The sequence below is a fragment of the Tessaracoccus caeni genome (assembly GCF_029211185.1).
GTDB lineage: Bacteria > Actinomycetota > Actinomycetes > Propionibacteriales > Propionibacteriaceae > Arachnia > Arachnia caeni.
Genome location: NZ_JARGDO010000017.1, coordinates 35809 through 55147 on the forward strand (window position 1 = coordinate 35809; position 19339 = coordinate 55147).

The 19339-nt window shown below is 66.2% G+C and carries 22 protein-coding genes; 12 read left to right on the forward strand and 10 right to left on the reverse strand.

Translation table 11 applies throughout. The features are described 5' to 3' along the window. Positions 1-170 precede the first annotated feature (170 nt). From P0D62_RS14275 to P0D62_RS14295, 5 genes are all read left to right on the forward strand, one after another. Positions 171-1406, forward strand: a complete 1236-nt coding sequence (locus P0D62_RS14275) for a cysteine desulfurase (protein WP_275703297.1) — start codon at positions 171-173, stop codon at positions 1404-1406. A 19-nt stretch (positions 1407-1425) separates the two neighbouring features. Continuing rightward, positions 1426-1869, forward strand: a complete 444-nt coding sequence (gene sufU, locus P0D62_RS14280) for a Fe-S cluster assembly sulfur transfer protein SufU (protein WP_275703221.1) — start codon at positions 1426-1428, stop codon at positions 1867-1869. A gap of 1 nt (position 1870) precedes the next feature. Continuing rightward, the gene (locus P0D62_RS14285) at positions 1871-2251 is read left to right on the forward strand and encodes a metal-sulfur cluster assembly factor (protein WP_275703222.1); all 381 of its coding nucleotides are present in this window, start codon (positions 1871-1873) and stop codon (positions 2249-2251) included. A 281-nt stretch (positions 2252-2532) separates the two neighbouring features. Next, positions 2533-3366, forward strand: a complete 834-nt coding sequence (locus P0D62_RS14290; protein ID WP_275703223.1) for an alpha/beta fold hydrolase — start codon at positions 2533-2535, stop codon at positions 3364-3366. A 115-nt stretch (positions 3367-3481) separates the two neighbouring features. Next, positions 3482-3733, forward strand: coding sequence for a helix-turn-helix transcriptional regulator (locus P0D62_RS14295; RefSeq protein ID WP_275703224.1), 252 nt, complete (start codon positions 3482-3484; stop codon positions 3731-3733). A gap of 72 nt (positions 3734-3805) precedes the next feature. On the opposite strand, the gene P0D62_RS14300 is transcribed toward P0D62_RS14295, so the two are convergent. Then, positions 3806-4204 (reverse strand): putative toxin-antitoxin system toxin component, PIN family, encoded by a 399-nt coding sequence (locus tag P0D62_RS14300; protein WP_275703225.1) that lies wholly within the window; start codon positions 4202-4204, stop codon positions 3806-3808. After that, positions 4201-4473 carry an AbrB/MazE/SpoVT family DNA-binding domain-containing protein gene (locus P0D62_RS14305; RefSeq protein ID WP_275703226.1) on the reverse strand — a complete coding sequence of 91 codons (273 nt, stop codon included), beginning with the start codon at positions 4471-4473 and terminating at the stop codon, positions 4201-4203. The genes P0D62_RS14300 and P0D62_RS14305 overlap by 4 nt, the downstream gene beginning before the upstream one ends. Positions 4474-4628: 155 nt before the next feature. Here P0D62_RS14305 and rarD point away from each other — a divergent pair, with 155 nt between their 5' ends. The 5 genes from rarD (at position 4629) to P0D62_RS14330 (ending at position 10588) form a co-directional block, all read left to right on the forward strand. Beyond that, positions 4629-5519: an EamA family transporter RarD gene (rarD, locus tag P0D62_RS14310; protein WP_275703227.1), complete on the forward strand. Its 891-nt coding sequence runs from the start codon at positions 4629-4631 to the stop codon at positions 5517-5519. A 29-nt stretch (positions 5520-5548) separates the two neighbouring features. Continuing rightward, positions 5549-7147, forward strand: coding sequence for an ABC-F family ATP-binding cassette domain-containing protein (locus P0D62_RS14315; RefSeq protein WP_275703228.1), 1599 nt, complete (start codon positions 5549-5551; stop codon positions 7145-7147). A gap of 84 nt (positions 7148-7231) precedes the next feature. After that, positions 7232-8659, forward strand: coding sequence for a phosphoglucomutase/phosphomannomutase family protein (locus tag P0D62_RS14320; RefSeq protein ID WP_275703229.1), 1428 nt, complete (start codon positions 7232-7234; stop codon positions 8657-8659). Next, positions 8659-9417, forward strand: coding sequence for a 5'-methylthioadenosine/adenosylhomocysteine nucleosidase (locus P0D62_RS14325; protein ID WP_275703230.1), 759 nt, complete (start codon positions 8659-8661; stop codon positions 9415-9417). Before P0D62_RS14320 ends, P0D62_RS14325 begins: the two co-directional genes overlap by 1 nt. 406 nt (positions 9418-9823) lie before the next feature. Beyond that, positions 9824-10588, forward strand: a complete 765-nt coding sequence (locus P0D62_RS14330) for a hypothetical protein (RefSeq protein WP_275703231.1) — start codon at positions 9824-9826, stop codon at positions 10586-10588. Between the two features lie 223 nt (positions 10589-10811). On the opposite strand, the gene P0D62_RS14335 is transcribed toward P0D62_RS14330, so the two are convergent. From P0D62_RS14335 to P0D62_RS14355, 5 genes are read right to left on the reverse strand one after another with little or no spacing between them, the layout of a single operon-like run. Next, a complete protein-coding gene (locus tag P0D62_RS14335; protein WP_275703232.1) occupies positions 10812-12878 on the reverse strand; it encodes a glycoside hydrolase family 13 protein in 2067 nt (688 codons plus the stop codon). Then, positions 12875-14224, reverse strand: a complete 1350-nt coding sequence (locus P0D62_RS14340; protein ID WP_275703233.1) for a glycoside-pentoside-hexuronide (GPH):cation symporter — start codon at positions 14222-14224, stop codon at positions 12875-12877. Before P0D62_RS14340 ends, P0D62_RS14335 begins: the two co-directional genes overlap by 4 nt. Before the next feature lie 36 nt (positions 14225-14260). Next, entirely contained in the window at positions 14261-15064 is an 804-nt protein-coding gene (locus P0D62_RS14345) for a putative RNA methyltransferase (protein ID WP_275703234.1), read from the reverse strand. Further along, on the reverse strand, positions 15051-15839 hold the full coding sequence (locus P0D62_RS14350; protein WP_275703235.1) for an SURF1 family cytochrome oxidase biogenesis protein: 789 nt from the start codon (positions 15837-15839) through the stop codon (positions 15051-15053). Before P0D62_RS14350 ends, P0D62_RS14345 begins: the two co-directional genes overlap by 14 nt. Then, a complete protein-coding gene (locus tag P0D62_RS14355; RefSeq protein WP_275703236.1) occupies positions 15836-16159 on the reverse strand; it encodes a DUF3099 domain-containing protein in 324 nt (107 codons plus the stop codon). Before P0D62_RS14355 ends, P0D62_RS14350 begins: the two co-directional genes overlap by 4 nt. Positions 16160-16340: 181 nt before the next feature. On the opposite strand from P0D62_RS14355, the gene P0D62_RS14360 reads away from it, so the two are divergent. Next, on the forward strand, positions 16341-16580 hold the full coding sequence (locus P0D62_RS14360; protein WP_275703237.1) for a type II toxin-antitoxin system Phd/YefM family antitoxin: 240 nt from the start codon (positions 16341-16343) through the stop codon (positions 16578-16580). Beyond that, positions 16577-16993 (forward strand): type II toxin-antitoxin system VapC family toxin, encoded by a 417-nt coding sequence (locus P0D62_RS14365; RefSeq protein ID WP_275703238.1) that lies wholly within the window; start codon positions 16577-16579, stop codon positions 16991-16993. Before P0D62_RS14360 ends, P0D62_RS14365 begins: the two co-directional genes overlap by 4 nt. 91 nt (positions 16994-17084) lie before the next feature. Here P0D62_RS14365 and P0D62_RS14370 read toward each other — a convergent pair whose 3' ends face one another. The 3 genes from P0D62_RS14370 to P0D62_RS14380 all read right to left on the reverse strand — a co-directional run bounded on the left by P0D62_RS14370 (position 17085) and on the right by P0D62_RS14380 (position 19315). Beyond that, positions 17085-17465: a hypothetical protein gene (locus P0D62_RS14370; protein WP_275703239.1), complete on the reverse strand. Its 381-nt coding sequence runs from the start codon at positions 17463-17465 to the stop codon at positions 17085-17087. A 307-nt stretch (positions 17466-17772) separates the two neighbouring features. Beyond that, positions 17773-18306, reverse strand: coding sequence for a GNAT family N-acetyltransferase (locus P0D62_RS14375; RefSeq protein WP_275703240.1), 534 nt, complete (start codon positions 18304-18306; stop codon positions 17773-17775). 19 nt (positions 18307-18325) lie between these two features. Next, positions 18326-19315: an endonuclease/exonuclease/phosphatase family protein gene (locus P0D62_RS14380; protein ID WP_275703241.1), complete on the reverse strand. Its 990-nt coding sequence runs from the start codon at positions 19313-19315 to the stop codon at positions 18326-18328. Between the last annotated feature and the right edge of the window lie 24 nt (positions 19316-19339).

A 19339-nucleotide genomic window follows, 5' to 3' on the forward strand; every position in this document is an offset into this window, starting at 1 on the left:
CGTGGACCGACGCCCCTCGGGGCGTGGACGAGTTCCGTCGACCGTCGGTGGGACGCGGCGAGCTCCGTTCACGGTCCTTGAGGTGCGACGAGCTCTGCGAGGAGCCTCGAAAGGACCCACCGTCACCAAACCGCCCAGCCTTTACCAGAGACCAGGGATCAGTGATCACCATGTACGACCTCGACTCGATCAGGGCCGACTTCCCCATCCTGCAGCGCAGGGCGGGGGAGTGGGCGCTGGTGTACCTGGACTCGGCCAACACCTCGCAGAAGCCGCAGCAGGTGATCGACGCGATCGCCGATCACTACCTGCAGCACAACGCGAATGTGGCCAGGGCCATGCACCTGCTGGGGGCCGAGGCGACGGAGGCCTTCGAGGGCGCCCGGGCCAAGGTGGCGTCGTTCATCGGCGCCGCTCGGCCCGAGGAGGTGGTGTTCACCAAGAACGCCTCCGAGGCGCTGAACCTGGCAGCCAACACCCTGGGTGCCGCTCTGAAGCCGGGCGACGAGGTGGTGATCTCCGTCATGGAGCACCACTCGAACATCGTGCCGTGGCAGCTGGTGTGTGAGCGCACCGGCGCCACGTTGCGCTGGTTCGACGTCACCGACGACGGCCGGCTCGACCTGGCCGCCGCGGCGGAGCAGAACCTGATCAACGAGCGCACCAAGGTGGTCTCGCTGACCTGGGTGTCCAACGTGCTGGGCACTCGCAACCCGATCACCGAGATCGCGCAGCAGGCGCACGCCGTCGGCGCGGTTGTGGTGGTGGACGCGTCGCAGGCGGTGCCGCATCAGGCCACCGACGTGGCCGCGCTGGGCGCCGACCTGCTGGCCTTCACCGCGCACAAGATGTGCGGGCCGACTGGCCTCGGTGTGCTGTGGGGGCGCTACGACCTCCTCGACTCCCTTCCCCCGTTCCTCGGCGGCGGCGAGATGATCGAGGTGGTCGAGATGACGCACTCCACCTACGCCGCCCCGCCGCATCGCTTCGAGGCCGGCACCCCGCCGATCGCGCAGGCCGTGGGCTTGGCCGCTGCCATCGACTACCTGAACGCCATCGGCATGGACCAGATCGAGGCCCACGAGCACCAGATCACGGGCTACGCGCTGGACAAGCTCACCGCCATCGAGGGGCTTCGCATCCTCGGGCCGGTCGAGAACGTGGACCGCGGCAGCGCCATCTCCTTCAACCTGCAGGGCGTGCACCCGCACGACGTGATGCAGGTGCTGGACTCGCGCGGCGTCGCCATCCGCGGAGGCCACCACTGCGCGCGCCCGCTGCACAAGCGCCTGGGACACCAGAGTTCGACGCGTGCCTCGTCGTACCTCTACACCACCGAGGCGGAGATCGACGCGTTGGCCGACGCGCTAGTGTTCACACGAAACTACTTCGCGCCGCGTTTCTGACAGGAGTCTCCGGAAACCGATGAACATCGACGAGCTGTACCAGACGATCATCCTGGACCATTACCGGGAGAAGCATCACAGCGGCCTGCGCGACCCCTTCGACGCGGAGGTGCACCACGTCAACCCGTCCTGCGGCGACGAGTTGACCCTGCGCATCGTCCTCGACGGCTCCACCATCCGTGACGTGTCCTACGACGCGGAAGGCTGCTCGATCTCGCAGGCCTCGACCTCGGTGATGACCGACCTGCTGATCGGCGGCTCCGTCGATCACGCCCTCGAGCTGCACGACAAATTCTTGGAGATGATGCAGTCGCAGGGCCGCATCGAGCCCGACGAAGACGTCTTCGAAGACGCGATCGCCTTCGCCGGCGTCTCCAAATTCCCGGCGCGCGTGAAGTGCGCCCTCCTGGGGTGGTCCGCCGTGCGCGACGCCGCCCTGCAAGCAACCGCCAAGGAGGCCTGAGATGTACACCCACGAACCCCGCCCCAGCGATCTCGTCAAGGACCAGCTCCCCGACGTCGACGCGCCCGCCCCGGTGCCCACCGAGGACGAGGTGCTCGAGGCGATGAAGGACGTCGTCGACCCCGAGCTGATGGTCAACGTCGTCGACCTCGGTCTGGTCTACGGCGTCAACGTCGACGAGGCCGGCAACGCCACCATCGACATGACGCTCACCTCGCCCACCTGCCCGCTCACCGACAAGATCGAGTACGACACCAAGTACGTGCTCGACGGTCTGGTCGAGTCGGTCGAGATCAACTGGGTCTGGCTGCCGCCGTGGACGCTGGAGATGATCACCGAGGACGGCCGCGAACAGCTCCGCGCCATCGGCTACAACCTCTGACGCTCTTTGAGGTGCGAGGCCGTTCGCGGCCAAGCGTCGACAATCGGGACGAGCGCGAAGCACCAATAACGCTCTTTGAGGTGCGAGGCCGTTCGCGGCCGAGCCTCGACAATCGGGACGAGTGCGAAGCACCAATGACGCTCTTTGAGGTGCGGAGCGCAGCGGAGCCTCGAAAAGAGCCAGCGTGAGTTTCACTGGGGACTGTTACTCGGCTTTCCCATGCCTGGCTGTGTCTTCGCAGTAGATTTGGCTGAAAGGTTCCGCTCGCGAGGAGGCCGTTCATGCCGACGTTGACCACCACCGGTGACAAGCCGATCACGCTCCACTACACCGACTCCGGGGGCGAGGGCCGCCCCGTCGTGCTGATCCATGGCTGGCCGCTATCGGGCGAGGCGTTCGCCGGCAACCGGCAAGCTCTGGTCGATGTGGGGCACCGCGTCATCACCTACGACCGCCGGGGCTTCGGGCGCTCCGACAAGCCCACGAGCGGCTACGAGTACGACACTCTCGCCGCCGATCTCAACGACCTGATCACCCAGCTCGACCTCCGCCAAGCCGTCATCCTCGGCTTCTCCATGGGCGGCGGCGAGGTGGCGCGCTACTGCTCCACCTACGGCACCGATCGCCTGGCGGGAGCGGTACTCTCCGGCTCGATCTGCCCGGCGCTCTGCATCCGCGACGACAACCCCGACGGCGCGATGCCGATGTCCGGCTTCGAGGGCATGGCCGACTCCTGCGCCCACGACAAGAACGGCTTCCTCGACCAATTCATCACCTGGTTCTTCAGCAACAACGAGGGCCTCACCGTCGACGAGGCCACGCGCCGGGCGGCGCTGCGTATCGCGCTTCAGTGCGATCAGGACGCGGCTGTCGCCTGCATTCTGGCTTGGGCCACCGACCTGCGCGACGACTGCAAGGCGATCGACGTCCCCCTGCTCGCCATCCACGGCGACGGCGACCAGAACGTCCCGCTGGCAAAGTCGACGGCCAGGATCACCGAGTTCGTACCCGACGCTCAGATCCACGTGATCGAAGGCGGCCCGCATGGCGTCAACGTCTCCCACCAGGCCGAATGGGAAGGCGCCCTGCTCGGCTTCCTCGCCACCCTGGATTGACCTTCTCCAGTACCGTCGGACGGCAGTGTGTTAGCTAGAGCTAACACATAGGCTAATGTTATCTGTAGCTAACATCGACCTGATTGTTAGCGTCGGGTGACATCGGAGGCCGGAAGTGGAGATCGGGCGTGCGGAGGACATCGGCGCGGTGCTGCGTCGCGCGCGCGTTAGCAAGGGAATGAGTCAGCAGCAGTTAGCGACCACGCTCGGTGTCACGCGGCAGTGGGTGGCGAGCGTCGAGGCCGGAGCACCGACCGCACGACTGGGATTGGTCATCGATGCGCTGCGATGCGTGGACGTGCTCCTCGAGACCCGGGCCGATGAGTCCCAGGTGATCCTCGATGCGGTCCCGGGTTTCCGTCCATGACCGAGTCACTGGACGTCTACCTGGACGGTCTCCTGACCTGGGGCGATTCGGGCAGTTCGCGGGTGAGTGAAGTCAGACCAATGGCGCCGGCTCGTCTAGGTACTGACGTGGCGTAAGGATGGAAGGAATCGCGATGGCGAGCGCGTGGAAGTCCTTGTCTCCGGTCACGATCACGTCGACGGACGCGGCAATAGCGGCGTCGAGAATCGGCTGATCTTTTTCGTCGCGCATAGCGACGCCAGACGTGGCTACGGGGAGAAGTTCGTAGTCGAGGTCGTCGAGGAGAGCCTGCGCGGCCTCCCTCTGCGCCGGAAACTTGCGTTCGATGACGTCAAGGAACTCGTCGATGATGTAGGTCGTCAACACGAGGCGTTCTTCATTCAGGATGCGCCACAATGCCTGAGCTGGAACGCCGTGCGGCCAGCCGACCGCAGCGATGAGGAGGTTCGTATCCGCAAGGACTCGTCTCACGGCCGAGCCTGGCCGCGTCGTTCTGCGCGGACCTCTGCGACGTAGGCGTCCATATCCTCTTCGCTTTCCAGTCCTGCGGCGTCGGCAGCTCCGCGGAAGGCGCGCTGCGCGGCGAGGAGGGCGGCCGCTGCGGGCCTGACGACGACCAGGTCGCCGTCTTCGTTCTCGATGAAGACGATCTTGTCGCCCGGGCCGAGCTGTAGGCGACGTCGGACGTCGATGGGCACGGTGATCTGTCCGTTCGCGGAGATCGTGGCTACATCCATCATGCCCTCCAAGGCTTGAAAAACTTGAGAATCTTGAATTCTAGTATATGGCGGTTTGGTACCTCCTCATAGGTGGTCGGTGGCTGAGCGCAGTGCATCGCGAACCGGCTGAACAGCACGATTGGCGCAGCTTGCTCGATGAGGCATAGCCTCGTCAGGTGCAGCAACGCAAAGGCCTGGTCAATGGGTTCGCGGCCTACCTCCTGTGGGGGCTCTTCCCGCTGTACTTCGCTCTCTTCGCCCGCTCCGGTGCCTTGGAGGTGGTGGCGCACCGGGCGATCTGGTCGTTGGGCGTGTGCCTGCTGATCCTGGCGGCCACTCGGAAGCTGCACCAGCTACGAGAGATCCTGACCAATCGCAAGCTCGCGTGGGGGTTGGCGGCTGCCGGTGTGCTGATCCTGGCGAACTGGTCGATGTACGTCTATGGCGTCAACACCGGGCGTACGCTCGACGCAGCGCTGGGCTACTTCATCAACCCGCTCGCCGTCACCGCGCTGGGGGTTCTGGTGCTGAAGGAGCGGCTCCGGCCGCTGCAGTGGGCGGCGATGGCCTCGGGCGTGGTGGCCGTCGTGGTGCTGCTCATCGGATATGGCCGGTTCCCTTACATCGCGCTCACTTTGGCCTTCTCGTTCGGCACCTACTCCTTGGTGAAGAAGCTGGCTGGGGCCTCGGTTGCGCCCGTGCCGGGGTTGGCGTTCGAGACGGCGACGGTCACCCCGATCGCGCTCGGCTATCTGATCTATCTCGCCGTCGTGGGGCAGTCCACTTTCGGCCTGTCCGGCGGCTACGGCGCGCTCCTAGCGACGACCGGCATCATCACCGCGATCCCCCTGCTGTTGTTCGCGGTGGCGGCGCGCGAGGTGTCCATGGTCACGCTCGGCATGCTGCAGTACATCGCTCCCGTGGGTCAGTTCCTGCTGGGATGGCTGGTCTTCCACGAGCCGATGCCGCTCAGCCGGTGGCTCGGGTTCGGTTTCGTCTGGCTGGCGATCGCGCTTTTCGTCACCGACGTCGTGCTGGCGGTGCGCACACCGTCGACGCGTGGGTGAGCGTCGGCGGACGTGTAGAGTCGGTCAGCGTGTTGCAGGTCAAGGACGTTGAGGTAAGGGCGGGCGCCCGGCTGTTGCTGGAGCCTACGTCGTTCATCATCAACAAGGGCGATCGGATCGGTCTGGTGGGCCGAAACGGCGCGGGCAAGACCACGCTCACCCGGATTCTCTCCGGGGAGGGGATGCCCGCCGCCGGCGCCGTGACGCGCTCCGGCACGCTCGGTTACCTGCCCCAGGATCCCCGCTCGGGAGACCCGGAGCAGCTCGCCCGCGACCGGGTGCTCGGCGCCCGGGGCCTCGACGAGGTGCTGAAGCGACTGCGTCGCGCCGAGATCGGGATGGCGGAGAGCATCGGCTCTCAGCGTGACGAGGCGATGGCTGCGTACACCCGCGCGGAGAACGCCCTGCACGCCGCCGGCGGATATGCGGCGGAGTCGGAGGCCGCGCGGATCACCGCCAACCTCGGGCTGCCCGATCGGGTGCTGAACCAGCCGCTCAAGACGCTGTCCGGCGGTCAGCGTCGTCGCATCGAGCTGGCGCGGATTCTGTTCTCCGCCGCCGACACCCTGCTGCTCGACGAGCCCACCAACCACCTGGACGCCGACTCGGTGATCTGGCTGCGCGGCTACCTTCAGTCGTTCTCCGGAGGGCTGGTCGTCATCAGCCACGACGTCGAACTGCTCGACGCGGTGGTCACCAAGGTGTTCCACCTCGACGCCAACCGCGCGGCGCTCGACCAGTACGCGATGAACTGGAAGCGCTATCTGTTGCAGCGCGAGACCGACGAGAAGCGCCGCAAGCGCGAGCTGGCCAACGCCGAGCGCAAGGCCTCCCAGCTGATGGCCCAGGCCGACAAGATGCGCGCCAAGGCCACCAAGGCCGTCGCCGCCCAGAACATGGCCAAGCGCGCCGAGCGTCTGCTGGCCAGCGTCGAGGGGGAGCGCACCGTCGATCAGGTGGCCAAGATCCGTTTCCCCGATCCCGCGCCCTGCGGAAAGACCCCACTCACCGGCGAGGATCTGAGCAAGGTCTACGGCTCGCTGGAGGTGTTCACCGCCGTCGATCTCGCCATCGATAAGGGCACCAAGGTGGTCATCCTCGGGCTCAACGGTGCAGGCAAGACCACGATGCTACGCATCCTCGCGGGCATCGAGGAGCCCACCACCGGCAGGGTGAATCACGGCCACGGCGCCAAGCTGGGCTACTACGCGCAGGAACACGAGACCCTCGACGTGAAGGCCAGCGTGCTGAGCAATATGGTCTCCGCCGCCCCCAACCTGAACCAGACCGAGGCGCGCAAGGTGCTGGGCTCGTTCCTGTTCACCGGCGACGACGTGGACAAGCCGGCCGGCGTGCTGTCAGGCGGCGAGAAGACGCGGCTGGCGCTGGCGATGCTCGTGGTCTCGGCGGCGAACGTGCTGCTGCTCGACGAGCCCACCAACAACCTCGACCCGGCATCGCGCGGTGAAGTGCTGAACGCCATCCGCACCTACGCCGGCGCCGTCATCCTGGTGACCCACGATCCGGGGGCCGTCGACGCACTGCAACCCGACAAGGTGCTGGTGATGCCGGACGGCGTCGAGGATCTCTGGTCCGACGACTATGCGGAGCTCGTCGCACTCGCGTAGTTTCGTTGCGTGTTTCGCTCCTTGATCCGCCCTCTGGCAAGGCCCCTCACTAACCTGAAAGGGAACCTTATCGAGGAGGAAACCATGGCCAGGATCAGTTTCGGCACCGGCGGATGGCGCGCGATCATCGGCGACGAGTTCACCCGCGCCAACGTCAGATTGCTGGCCGGGGCGCTCGCCCAGCGGATCAAGGACGAGGGCGTGGCGGATCGCGGTCTGGTGATCGGATACGACCGTCGTTTCCTCTCCGACGTGGCGGCGCATTGGGCGGCCGAGGTGTTCGCCGGCGAGGGCATCAAGACGCAGGTGATCAAGGTGGCGCAGGCGCCGACGCCGATGATCATGTGGACCGTCAAGGACCAGGATCTCCCGTACGGGATGGCGATCACCGCGTCGCACAACCCGGCGCTCTACAACGGCATCAAGGTGTTCACCGCCGGTGGCAAGGATGCCGACGAGGACGTCACCCGCGACGTCGAGCGTCGGATGGAGGGCCTGGAGGGGGAGGCCGAGGCCGGCATCGGGCACGTCGACTACGCGAGGGCAGTCAAGGCCGGTCAGATCGCCGAGATCAACCCGTTCAACGGCTACATCGACTCGATCATCGACCAAGTGGACATGCAGGCCATCAAGGCGGCCAACTTGAAGATCGCCCTCGACCCCATGTTCGGCGTCTCCAAGACGTCCCTTCAGACCATCCTCATGACGGCGCGCGTCGACGTCGAGGTGATCCACGACCGGCACGACACCCTCTTCGGCGGCCGGATGCCGTCGCCGACGAGCGCGACGTTGGAGTCGCTCAAGCGCTACGTCGTCGACACGGGCTGCGACCTCGGCATCGCGACGGACGGCGACGCCGACCGACTCGGCGTGATCGACGACAAGGGCAACTTCCTGCACCCCAACCAGCTGCTGGTGATCCTGTATTACTACCTGCTCAAGTACAAGGGCTGGAAGGGCCCGGTGGTGCGCAACGTGGCCACGACGTCGCTGCTCGACGACGTGGCGGAGATGTTCGGCGAGACCTGCTACGAGGTGCCCGTCGGGTTCAAATGGGTGTCCGGCAAGATGCTGGAGACCGATGCGATCATCGGCGGCGAGTCGTCCGGTGGCCTGACGGTGCGCGGACACATCTCCGGCAAGGACGGCATCTACGCCGCCGCGCTGCTCGTCGAGATGATCGCGGTGGTGGGCAAGTCGATGAGCCAGATCTATGAGGAGATCACCGGGCAGTTCCCGCCGCACTACATGGCGGAGACCGATTTCGCCTTCGAGCGCGAGCGCAAGCCCGAGATCCTGAAGACATTGATGGAGGACAAGCTGCTGCCCACCTTCAGCGAGCCGGTGGTGCGCGTCTCCTATGAGGACGGGTGCAAGGTCTACTTCGAGGACGGCTGGATCATCGCCCGCTTCTCCGGCACCGAGCCGCTGCTGCGCATCTTCTGCGAACTGCCCGATCAGGAGCGCGCCGAGCGCTGCTGCGACGAGTTCCGCGCCTTCCTCGGCCTGTAGTGATCGCGATCGTCGCCGCCCTCCGAGCCGAGCTGTCCTCGGTCCTCGAGGCGGCCCGCGAGTCCGGAGAGGTGACTCGGCACGTCGTCGCGGGGCGGAGCTTCCTTGAGGGCCGATTCGCTGGGCACGACGTGCTGCTGGCGCTTTCCGGCGTCGGCAAGGTCGCTGCTGCGGCGACCGCAGCCGTCCTGGCCGAGCGTGCGGACGCCGTCGTGATGGTCGGCACCGCGGGTGGGATCGGCCCTGGCGTGCGGACCGGTGATGTGGTCGTCGCCGACGCGCTGCTGCAGCACGATGTCGACCCTCGGCCACTGTTTCCGCGCTGGCAGGTGGAGGGGACCGTGCGTTTTCTGCCGGACCCGGGCCTCACTGGTGCTTTATGTGAAGCGGCTCGGCAGGTGGTCGAGAAGCACAAGGTGTCCCCGCCTGCGGCTTTCTTGGAGCTGGGGATCGAGGCGCCGAGGGCGCACACCGGGCTCGTCGCCAGCGGGGACCAGTTCATCGCCACGCGCGAGGACAGCGACCGGCTGCGCACCGACCTCCCCGACCTCCTCGCCGTCGAGATGGAGGGTGCGGCCCTGGCTCAGGTTTGCGCGACGGCGGGGATCCCGTTCGCGCTGGCGCGTACGATCTCCGACCGCGCCGACGACCACGCCCACCTCGACTTCCCGCGATTCCTCGACCTCGTCGCTGCCCCGTACGCCCACGACCTCGTACTAGGCCTCCTCGCCCGGCTCAACCAGCGGCGACACGCCTGACGGTAGCGTCGTGGGCGACATGCGGCCCGGGGTTCTCGTTCCGAGCTGGCCGATAACTGCTGGTTGAACCGGGCGGCGAGGAACGAGCGCCCGTGTCGAAACCAATGAACTGGCACCCGGTCTGACGACTTGAGGTGGAGTCTGCGTGGGCGGTCGGATCCGAGCGGTGCATCAACGGCGTCTCACCGGCTCTCGGGACGCCCACACTTGCGGGATCAGTGCGGCTGCGTGCATCGGTTCTGTCCCGCCCCCGAGGGCAACGCGGCGGCAAGAGTCGGTATAGCGACGGAAGCAGCCGCACTCTCTCGGCCGGCTCCCTAGATCGAACGTATGCAGCCGTGTTGATCCCGGCGACGACGGCTATCGCCCGGCGGTGAGGTCTGACAGGTCGCTGGGGATGAGGTCGGTGAGTTCGACATCAAGGACTTGGGCGACGGCGATCAGCGTCCACGTCTACCGTGACGGCAAGCACGTCACCTCGGTGAAGGCCGATTTGTCCAGGCCCGATGTCGACACGGTGCACAGGAACGGGGCAAATCACGGGTTCGATGTCACCATCGCGGGCGGCGCGAGCGGTGCGAGGTACGAGATCTACGCGATCAACTACGGTGCAGGTGGAAACCCGCGGTTCGGCACGGCCGTAGGTCCAGTGGCACTGACGGGCGTTCCGCGCGTTCAGGGTTCTGCTGTGTTTGGAACCTTGCTTCGGGCAGATCCTGGGAGTTGGGCCATGTTGGGCCAGCAGTTCTCGTTCCAGTGGTTGCGGGACGGCGCGAGCATTCCAGGCGCTACCGCTTCCACTTACGAAGTGACGAGTGCTGACATCGGACGCGCTCTTTCGGTGAGAGTCAGCGCTTCGCTAGCAGGGTACGCGTCTTCAACCGCGACGTCCGGCAACTCGGCGACGGTGGTCACTGCCGCACTGCAGAACACGCCTACCCCTACGATCTCGGGAACTGCGCAGGCCGGGAGAACGCTGGTCGCGCAACCTGGCGAGTGGCGGCCGGCACCCGTGACGCTCGCGTACCAGTGGTTGCGAGATGGAAAGGCGATCCCAGACGCCATTGCGAGTACCTACACGCTCACGGCTGCTGACAAGGGTGCGACGATCTCGGTGAAGGTGACCGGGAAGAAGTCCGGCTACACGACGGTGACGAAGAAGGTCTCATGAGTGAAGCTGCCTCAAGGAGAGCCACCGCAAGCAGCCGCAGAAACTCAGCTACCACCCCGATCAACACGGTTGCTTGATCCCTGCCTCACCTCGCGCTGGCTCTCCTCGAGGCTCGGCCGCGAGCGGCCTCGCACCTCGAAGAGCGTCATCGGTGTTCGCGCCGACGTTGATGGTCGAGGCTCGTTCCTCGCACGTCGAAGGGCGTCGTGAGAGGCTCGCGGGCTCAGCGGATGATGCGGCCGACGGTCGACTCCCAGGGGCGCATCTTGGGGCCGGGTGTCGGGCCGAGGACGGTGTCGGTCTTGAGGCCGTGTCGCGGGCGGCGGCGTGGTTTGCCGGAGAGGTTGGCCTCGATCAGCCAGGCCTCGCCGGCATGTTCTCGCACATATCCCAGGTAGTCGCGACGGTCGGGGTGGATGGCGCGGAAGTCGCCTCGGGCCAGCGCCGGATGGGCCCGACGCAGGGCGATCAGGCTGCGGTACCAGTGCCAGACGGAGTTCCGGTCGGCCTGTTGTTCGGTGGCGGTGAAGCCAGGGGCGTCGTCCTTGCCGGGCAGCCATGGCTCGCTGCCAAACCCGCCCTCGCTGTCGAAGCCGCCTTCGCGGCCGAAGCTTCCCTCGCCGCGGAACCCGCCCTTGCTGCCGAGGCCGCCTTCGCCGCCGAAGCCGCCCTCGGCGTCCCAGCGCATCGGCACGCGGGCATGGTCGCGGCTGCCTGCCAGGATCTCGGCCCAGGCATCTTCAGGCGTCGTTCCGTCGTCGAGTAGCTTCCGGTAGCGGTTGAGCGACTCGACGTCGCGGAGGTCGGTGATGCCGGCGAAGTCCTGGTTGACGGCCGCCAGCTCCTGGCCCTGGAACAGGAAGGGCGTGCCGCGCATGGTGAGCTGCAGCGTCGCGAGCAGCTTGGCGATGGCGGTGCGCGTCGTGGGGTCAAGTTCGGCGCCGTCGGCCACCTTGCTGAGCATGCGCGGGTTGTCGTGGTTGTCCAGGAACAGAGCGATCCCGTCGCCGGGGCGAAGCCGTTCCTGCCAACCCAGCCAGAAGCGCTTGAGGTAGTTGAGGTCGTAGGCGTACGCGTCCCACCGGATCTGCCCCGGCATGTCCAGCACGTCGAAGTTGAACACCAGATCCAGCTCGCCGCGCCCGGCGTTGCTGAGCAGGCGGGCGCCCTCGATGCCGATGCCCGGCGTCTCGCCCACCATCACCGCGACGCTGCCATCGGGGCGGGTGAAGCCGTCGCGTCGCAGCTGGCGCAGGTACTCGTCGAGGTGCGGACCGTAGAAGTAGTGCTCGACCCCGGTGAACTCCATCAGTTGTCCGACGAACGGGTTGCCGTCGGGCAGGCCTTCCGCCTTGGAGATGTAGTTGATCACGTCGAGCCGGAACCCGTCGACGCCCCGGTCGAGCCACCAGCGCACGACGTCGGCAACCTCGCCGCGCACTGCGGGGTTGGCCCAGTTGAGGTCCATTTGATGGTCGGCGAACAGGTGCAGCGCCCAGCGTTCGGCCTCGGGAATCCAGCGCCAGGCGGGCCCGGAGAAGAACGAGGTCCAGTTGTTGGGCGGCTCGCCGGGAGTTCCGTGCACAAGTCTGCGTATGTGCTCAGGCCTGGCCACTTCGGCCGCAGAACTCGCCGTATCCGCAGATTTGTGCACGTCATCGCGCGGTGGGCGCAGGAAGTAGTAGTCGCCATAAGGGCCGTCGGGGTCGGCGATCGCCTTCTGGAACCACTCGTGCTGGGCGGAGGTGTGGTTGACCACCAGATCAAGGATGATCCGCATGCCGCGCTCGTGGCAGCCGGCGATCAGCTCGTCGGCGTCGGCCAGCGTGCCCATCTCGGTCATGATGTCGCGGTAGTCGCTGATGTCGTAGCCCATGTCCTGGTTGGGCGAGGCGAAGATGGGGGAGAGCCACAGGCAGTCGACGCCCAGCTCGGCCAGGTAGTCGAGGCGCGAGATGATGCCGCGAAGGTCGCCGACGCCGTCGCCGTCGGAGTCCTGGAACGAGCGCGGGTAGATCTGATAGAACACCGCGTCGCGCCACCAGGCGTCCTTGGGCTCCGTCCCCGGCACGTCGTCGTTATGCTGATCGACGAGGGCGAGCAGCGCGTCGACGAGGCCCGGACCGGTGAGCTTCTCCGTCAGGGCTTCCAGCCGCGATAGCCGCAACCGGCCCGCTGCCTTGATGGCGGACCTCGGCGCGCCGCTCTGCAACAGGAGCTTGTCGACGATGTCGCGCCCGAGCGGCGTGGCGTACAGGTCTCGGACTCGGGCGTTCTTGTCCAGCGTCACGCGCTGTGCCTCGCTTCCAGGTCGGCGATGATGCGAGCGTAGGTGGCTTCGTCGAGCTTGTATGTGGCGCGCAGAATGGCCCAGCTGATCAGGGTCAGTATGGCCGGCAGGGCGAGCATCGCCAGCTTGACGACGGTCGCTCCCGACGCGGTGACCTCGGCGGCCGAGGTGGCGACGTCGACGCCGGAGAGCACCAGCGTGATGCCAACCGCCCCGCTGGCCAGGGCGTTGGACGACTTGTAGACGAACGGTTGCAGCGAGAAGGTGACCGACTCGTTGCGTCGCCCCAGCTTCCATTCGCCGTACTCGACGCTGTCGGCGATGTACATCACCAGCAGCAGCTGGATCGCCGCTTGGCCCGCGAAGATCAGCACGCCGGCGACAGCCACCAGCAATGGAGAGGTGCCCGAGAACCAGAACACCGCGTAGCCGGCGGCGATCATGCTCGTCGCGACCAGGTGGAGTCCGCGCCGCGAGAGCACCTTGGAGACCGCGGGCAGCAGCGCGAGGGAAACCAGCTGGGTGACGCCGAGGATGAGCGCGAAGACGGGGTACATGCCCTCGTCGCCGTAGACGTACTTGAAGTAGTACAGCCCCAGCGACGTGGTGGTGATGTAGCCGGTCATGAACAGCACCATGCCCAGGGTGACCCAGAGCAGCTGATCGTTACGGAAGATCACCCGGAAGAGTTCGCGCAGCGGCGTGGCCTCGTCGGAGGTCGGAATGCGCTCGTGCGCGAACAGCAGCGTCAAGGACTGGAAGACGAGCATCAGTACCGCGACGGCGATGGCCAACACGAACCAGGCCTTCTGGGTAGAGCCCAGCATCCCGCCCATCCACGCGGTGAGCGGCACGATGCCGACCACCACGGCGAACAGTCCGATGTTGGCGCAGATCCGCGCCACGGCGCCCACCTTCTCGCGCTCGCGCTGGTCGCGCGTCAGCGACGGCAGCATGCCCCAGTAGGCGATGTCGTTGATGGTGTAGCTGATCTCGAACGCGATGTAGGTGACGGTGAAGATCACCACGAAGCCCCAGCCGCGCAGGCCCCAGTCGGTGAACATCAGCACGCCGGCTACTGCCCAGGAGATCGCACCGATGGTGATCCACGGCTTGAACTTGCCCCAGCGACTCTTGGTGTTGTCGACGATGATGCCCATCACCGGGTCGTTGACCGCGTCGAAGAAGCGCATGAACACGATCACGCCGGTCAGCACCAGGAGCTCGCGGCCCGAGATCAGGAGGACGTCGGTGAGATAGAACATGAGATAGGTGGACACCAGCGCGGCCAGCATGTCACGCCCAAGCGTTCCCAGCCCGTATCCCCATCGATCTCCCGCCGTCATGGGATCACCCTAGAGGCGGGGTGGGTCACCGCGTGGTCAGGAGCGGCAGGTCAGGGTGAGGACGTCGACGGACAGCCGGGTTCGCGCGGGGGCCGTCGTCGGGGGGAGGCCGTGGAAGGCGTTGGGGCCCATGGCGATCAGGTGTGCCACGTCGTCGGCGGAGAGATCCAAGTCGGCCTCGACCCTGGCGGTCTGGACGGTCCAGCCGGTGAAAGCCTCGGCGACGGCCGCCGCCTTGTCCGAGGGGACGCCGAGCAGGCCGTAGTCGTCGCGCAGTTCTGCCAGATGGCCGGCGGTGGGGACGACGACGATCAGCCGTCCGTCGGGTCGCAGCACGCGGGCGAACTCCGTCGGGTTGCGCGGGGCGAAGACGCAGAGCAGCGCGTCGAAGGACTGGTCGGCGACGGGGAGCCCGGCCCAGGTGTCGGCGACGATGCTGGCCATTCTCGGGTGCGCGCGGGCCGCGAGTTTGGCGGCGGAGGGGGAGACGTCGGTGGCCAGGCCCCAACCCCTGCCCTCCAGCGCGTGGCCTAGGTAGTAGCCTGTGCCGGCTCCAGTCTCGAGCACGCGTTCGGCGTCGCCGACGGCCTCGGCAACCGCGTCGGCGATGGGGAGGTAGTGGCCTGTGCTCAGGAAGTCGGCGCGGGAGCGCAGCATGGTGGCGGTGTCGGCGTTGGCCGGTGCGGCACGAGTCAGCAGGTTGACGTAGCCCTGGCGTGCCACGTCGAAGCTGTGCCGGCGATCGCAGGCCAGCGCGTTGGCGTCGAGGTGAACGGGCTGCGAGCAATGAGGGCAGCGCAGCGCATCGGTGAACGCCCGAAGCGCGTCAGTGGGTGGCATCGGCCGGCGTCTCCGCCTCGGACTCGGCGACCTTCGCCTTCTTGGCAGCCGCCCGAGTCTTGGCCTTCTTGCGGTCGCGGAGGTCGGCCCGGATCAGAATAGCGACGCCACCAGCGGCGATCACCGAGAAAGCGAACCACTGCATCGCGTACATCAGGTGGGGGCCTTCGTCGAGCTCTGGCGGAAGCAGCGGCTCGAGTTCCTCGGGCTCAGCGGGCGTGGACTCGATGCGTGAGACGTACCCGTCGAGCAGCGTCTCGCCTAGAGAGGCGCCCAGCGCGGAGGCGTTGATCAAGCGCACCTTGTAGTCGTGAGGCTCGATGGCCTCCGGCTTGCCGTTCTCGCTGCGGCGGACGTAGCCGATCACTTCGACGTCGCCGTTGGGCAGCTGGGGAAGAACCTCGGGGTCGGGCTGCCCGGACTGTCGTCGGATGAACCCGCGGTCGATCAGCAGAAGATCGCCCTGTGTGGTGCGCATCACCGCCACCACCTCGATGCCCGCGCCGTCCTGGTTGCGGTAACGCACCTGGTACTGGTCGCCGGTGTAGGTTCCGTGTACGACGACGCGCTGCCACTGGTCGTCGTCCTCGATGGGCTTGGTGAAGACCTGCTCGTAGGGGAGCGGCGCCTGCCCCTGGTGGGCGACGACGATCGCGTTGGACTCCCGGCGCTCCTCCAGCCGGCGCAGCTGCCACTCACCCAACTGTACGAAGACGAACCCCAGGATCGCTACTGCGATGACCAGACCGACCCAACGCAGGATCAGTTTCTTCATTCCTCGTCCTCCACGGTGCCGCGCAGCACCTCTCCTGGGGGTAGCGCCAGACGTTCCGTTGTCTCCTCGGGCGTGACGACGGGCGGTGGGCGATGGTCTGAGTTGTTGGCCAACAGCACCGCGACGACAGGGAGAAGGGCTGCAGCGGCCAACGCCAACAGCTTCCACCACCCGGGCACCACCAGGAACGCCAGGAAGCCAGCCGTGCGGATGGCCATGGTGATCAGGTACCGGCGCTGCCGCGTCTCGACGTCCAGCGTGCGCGACTTGGGAGCGGTGGTGATCACCACCGTCTCAGCGCGCGCTGCCCTCGAAGCCATACCCCCAATCTACGCCCATTCGGACATAGGGTGGGATCCCTTCCAAGCCGCCACCGACCGCTCCCTTCTGCGTGGACAAAAGGCTGGGTCAGGGCGATCCTGGGCACGGAGGAACGACCGATGCGATGCTGATCACATCCCATCGACGTATAGTAGTTAGAAGTACTACTTAGGGGGTGTCGTGGTCACCGTTGCAGCTACCGAGTTCAACCGGAACCCCAGCCATGTGAAGCGGCTGGCGGCCAGTGGTCCCGTCGTGGTCACCGAGCGCGATCAGCCGACTCTCGTCGTGCTGTCCTACGCCGACTACGAGCGGCTCGCGGGCGTGCCGCGCGATATGGCGTCGTGGCTCGAGATGGACGAGGACGTCGACTTCGAGATCGAGGAGAGTGGCCTCGGGATCGCGCCGGTGCAGTGGTGAGGTATCTGCTCGACACCAACGTGCTGGGGGAGCTGCGGAAAAGATCAGGTGCGTCGCAGGTCAAACAATGGGTAGCCGCTCAACAGACCGGCGACCTGGCGATCAGCGTGGTGACGGTGATCGAGATCGAGACCGGGATTCTGAGGCTCGCACGCCGCGACGCAGAGCAAGCGGCGTTGCTCACCCGGTGGTTCGAGGATCGTGTGCTGACTGGATTTGCGGATCGCATTCTTCCGCTCGACCTGGTTGCCGCCCGACGAGTGGCCCCGCTGCACGTTCCTGATCCTGCTCCGGGCCACGACGCACTCATCGCGGGTACCGCGCTGGCTCACGGTTTGGCCGTCGTCACCCGCAACGAGTCTGATTTCCGCAGAGCGGGCGTCGATGTCGTCAATCCCTGGATGGAGCAGTAGGCCGCCTCAGGTTTGTTGTTCCAGTGGGAGATGTTCCACCGTCTGCGGTGGAACATCTCCCACTGGAGTACGACACATGGTCATCGAGGGATCAGGCTGCGCCCTTCACCAGTTGCGCTACTCGTTGATGCGAGATGCCCATGACGTGGGCGGCGTCGCGCATCGAGAGACCGGCCTCAACCAAAGCCGAGGCCGCTCGGCGAGATTCCACCGCCGCCTCGTGTTGGGCTTGCGAGGCGGCATCCCGCAGCTGTGCCGCTCGGTCCATAGCCTGCTGGTATGACGTGGGAAGGACGGGCTGTAGCTCGATCTCTACTTCGTCGATCGGTAGCCCCGCGAGATAGGCAACTGCCTCTCGCATCTCATCGATGGCTTGGTCCAGTCGCCGCACCTGGCTGACAGCCCCGTTGTCCGACTCAAGCACCCAGACGTGGCTTCCACGTTCCGCCCTCACGACGAACACCTCACTCATCGCCACCCTTTTTCTTCGCTGCCTTTTGAAGCCGTGCAAGGACGGCGCTTCGTTTCATCATGAGGCTATCTCAACCATGCAATAGACAGCAGTGTCTATTGCAACATAGACGGTTGGTGGTTCGGTGCGTGATGGCGAGGTCATGGCGCTAAGTCTTGGTGAGGGGGCTGACTACCGCCAGAAGAATCCGTCGTGCTGTGGATAACCGGCGCCGCCGGGCAGGGAGCGAAGATCACCTCGCCGTCAATAGCGTGGTTGATTCCGTCGGAATAGCGACGCATGCAAACTCGTTGACGTGTACCGGAGTCTAGAACGCCAGTCTGAAGAGCGTGCCTGCTCCACCGCTGAAGGTGACGCCCGGGAACTGGAAGTCTGTTGTCAGCTCTTCGAAGCCGAGCTGCGCATGGAGGTCGATGGTCGGTCGGTTGAGGGCGCTGGCGAAGTAGTAGACCTCGGACGTGATCTCGGCGAGGACCGTCAGACGGTGCTGCGTGAGCGCCGCGCCGACGCCGTGGCGTCGCCACTCGGGAGCGACGACGAGGCCTGTGAGGTACCAACCCTCCGGCGCTATCGCTCCATCCTTCCCGGGGGAGAGCCAGTTCATGGACGCGTAGCCGGCGAAGTGCTCGTCGACGTGGGCCACGAAGGTCGTGACAGAATCGGCCGTCGCCCTCTGCGCGAAGACGGGCAGCCAGCGTTCAACGGGATCGCCTTCGCGTGCAGCCGCCAGTGCGGCGCACGCGGTGACAGTTGAGTGAGACAACGGGTCAATCCGAGGTGAGACCGTCGTCTGAGCGTCGACCTGAGGCTCGTAGTCGGCGAAGAGCTTGTTGGTGACCATGCTGCTGAACCTCCTCGTGCTAACGCGTGAGGACGGAGAAGACGGGGCGGTGGTCGGTTCCTGGGGCGGGGACGTCAAGGGTTCGGGCGTAGGTCGGTGTCCAGTCGGGGGTGGCCAGGACGTGGTCGATCGTTGCTCCCAGCGGCACGGGAACCGTTGACGGCCAGGTGGGAGCGGAGGTGCCCAAGGAGTGCAGCTGGCATTCGCCGAGCCGACCGTCGGTGAAGTTGGCCGGGCCGGCGTTGAAGTCACCCAACGCGATCGTGTTGGGCTCGGCGCAATGCTGGGCGATCCAGTCCAGGCCGCGCAGCCACAAGCCAGCGCCGATGTCGGGGTGCAGCGTCATCCGGGTGGTGTGCACCGCGACGATCTTTGGCGACTCCGACTCGGGATCGACGGGTTCGGCGACGATGCCCGTATAGGCAGCGGACTCGTCGAATGCCACCAGCCGGTACTCACCGAGGCGTTCCGAGACGAACAACGTGACCGCGATCGCATGGCCATCGACGAGCTGATACCCCGTCGGATAGCGGCCTCCTGGGAACCGGGCTTCGTCACCGCCGGAATACAGTTCTGCGAACATGACGACGTACGGTTCGGTCTCGGCCATCAGGGCCACCAGGGTTTCCGCGGGAACATCCTCCTGGTGCACGTTCCAGGCGAGGGACCGCAGCTCTCGGGCGCCCGCGCGAACGGGAACGGAATCAGGGCTGGTCAGGGAGGGAGTGGCGAGGACGAGGGTGAGCGCGAGGATGCCCGCGACGACGGCCATGGACGCCGTCGAGAGAAGGTTCACGCGAGTGCGCAGCGGGCGGACGGCTGCCGCTAACAGCAGCAGGATGATGGCTCCGACCAGTCCGAGGAGCGTGCACACCAGCGGAAAGGCCAGCGCGCCGCCGAAGATCCATGCCTGATTGGCCACTCCGGCAAAGGTGCCGAGCAGATAGGCGACGGCGAAGGCGAGCAGCGCCGCCACCCCGATGCTGGGCGGCAACTTGAGGACGGTCATGGGTTGGACCCTAGCTTGGACTGC

What these genes read in the sequence shown, in the direction of transcription:
- P0D62_RS14275 (WP_275703297.1), top strand. Translation starts at nt 171, where the DNA reads ATGTACGACCTCGACTCGATCAGGGCCGACTTCCCCATCCTGCAGCGC.
- sufU (WP_275703221.1), top strand. Translation starts at nt 1,426, where the DNA reads ATGAACATCGACGAGCTGTACCAGACGATCATCCTGGACCATTACCGG.
- P0D62_RS14285 (WP_275703222.1), top strand. Translation starts at nt 1,871, where the DNA reads ATGTACACCCACGAACCCCGCCCCAGCGATCTCGTCAAGGACCAGCTC.
- P0D62_RS14290 (WP_275703223.1), top strand. Translation starts at nt 2,533, where the DNA reads ATGCCGACGTTGACCACCACCGGTGACAAGCCGATCACGCTCCACTAC.
- P0D62_RS14305 (WP_275703226.1), bottom strand. Translation starts at nt 4,473, where the DNA reads ATGATGGATGTAGCCACGATCTCCGCGAACGGACAGATCACCGTGCCC.
- P0D62_RS14320 (WP_275703229.1), top strand. Translation starts at nt 7,232, where the DNA reads ATGGCCAGGATCAGTTTCGGCACCGGCGGATGGCGCGCGATCATCGGC.
- P0D62_RS14340 (WP_275703233.1), bottom strand. Translation starts at nt 14,224, where the DNA reads ATGACGGCGGGAGATCGATGGGGATACGGGCTGGGAACGCTTGGGCGT.
- P0D62_RS14345 (WP_275703234.1), bottom strand. Translation starts at nt 15,064, where the DNA reads ATGCCACCCACTGACGCGCTTCGGGCGTTCACCGATGCGCTGCGCTGC.
- P0D62_RS14350 (WP_275703235.1), bottom strand. Translation starts at nt 15,839, where the DNA reads ATGAAGAAACTGATCCTGCGTTGGGTCGGTCTGGTCATCGCAGTAGCG.
- P0D62_RS14355 (WP_275703236.1), bottom strand. Translation starts at nt 16,159, where the DNA reads ATGGCTTCGAGGGCAGCGCGCGCTGAGACGGTGGTGATCACCACCGCT.
- P0D62_RS14370 (WP_275703239.1), bottom strand. Translation starts at nt 17,465, where the DNA reads ATGAGTGAGGTGTTCGTCGTGAGGGCGGAACGTGGAAGCCACGTCTGG.
- P0D62_RS14375 (WP_275703240.1), bottom strand. Translation starts at nt 18,306, where the DNA reads ATGGTCACCAACAAGCTCTTCGCCGACTACGAGCCTCAGGTCGACGCT.
- P0D62_RS14380 (WP_275703241.1), bottom strand. Translation starts at nt 19,315, where the DNA reads ATGACCGTCCTCAAGTTGCCGCCCAGCATCGGGGTGGCGGCGCTGCTC.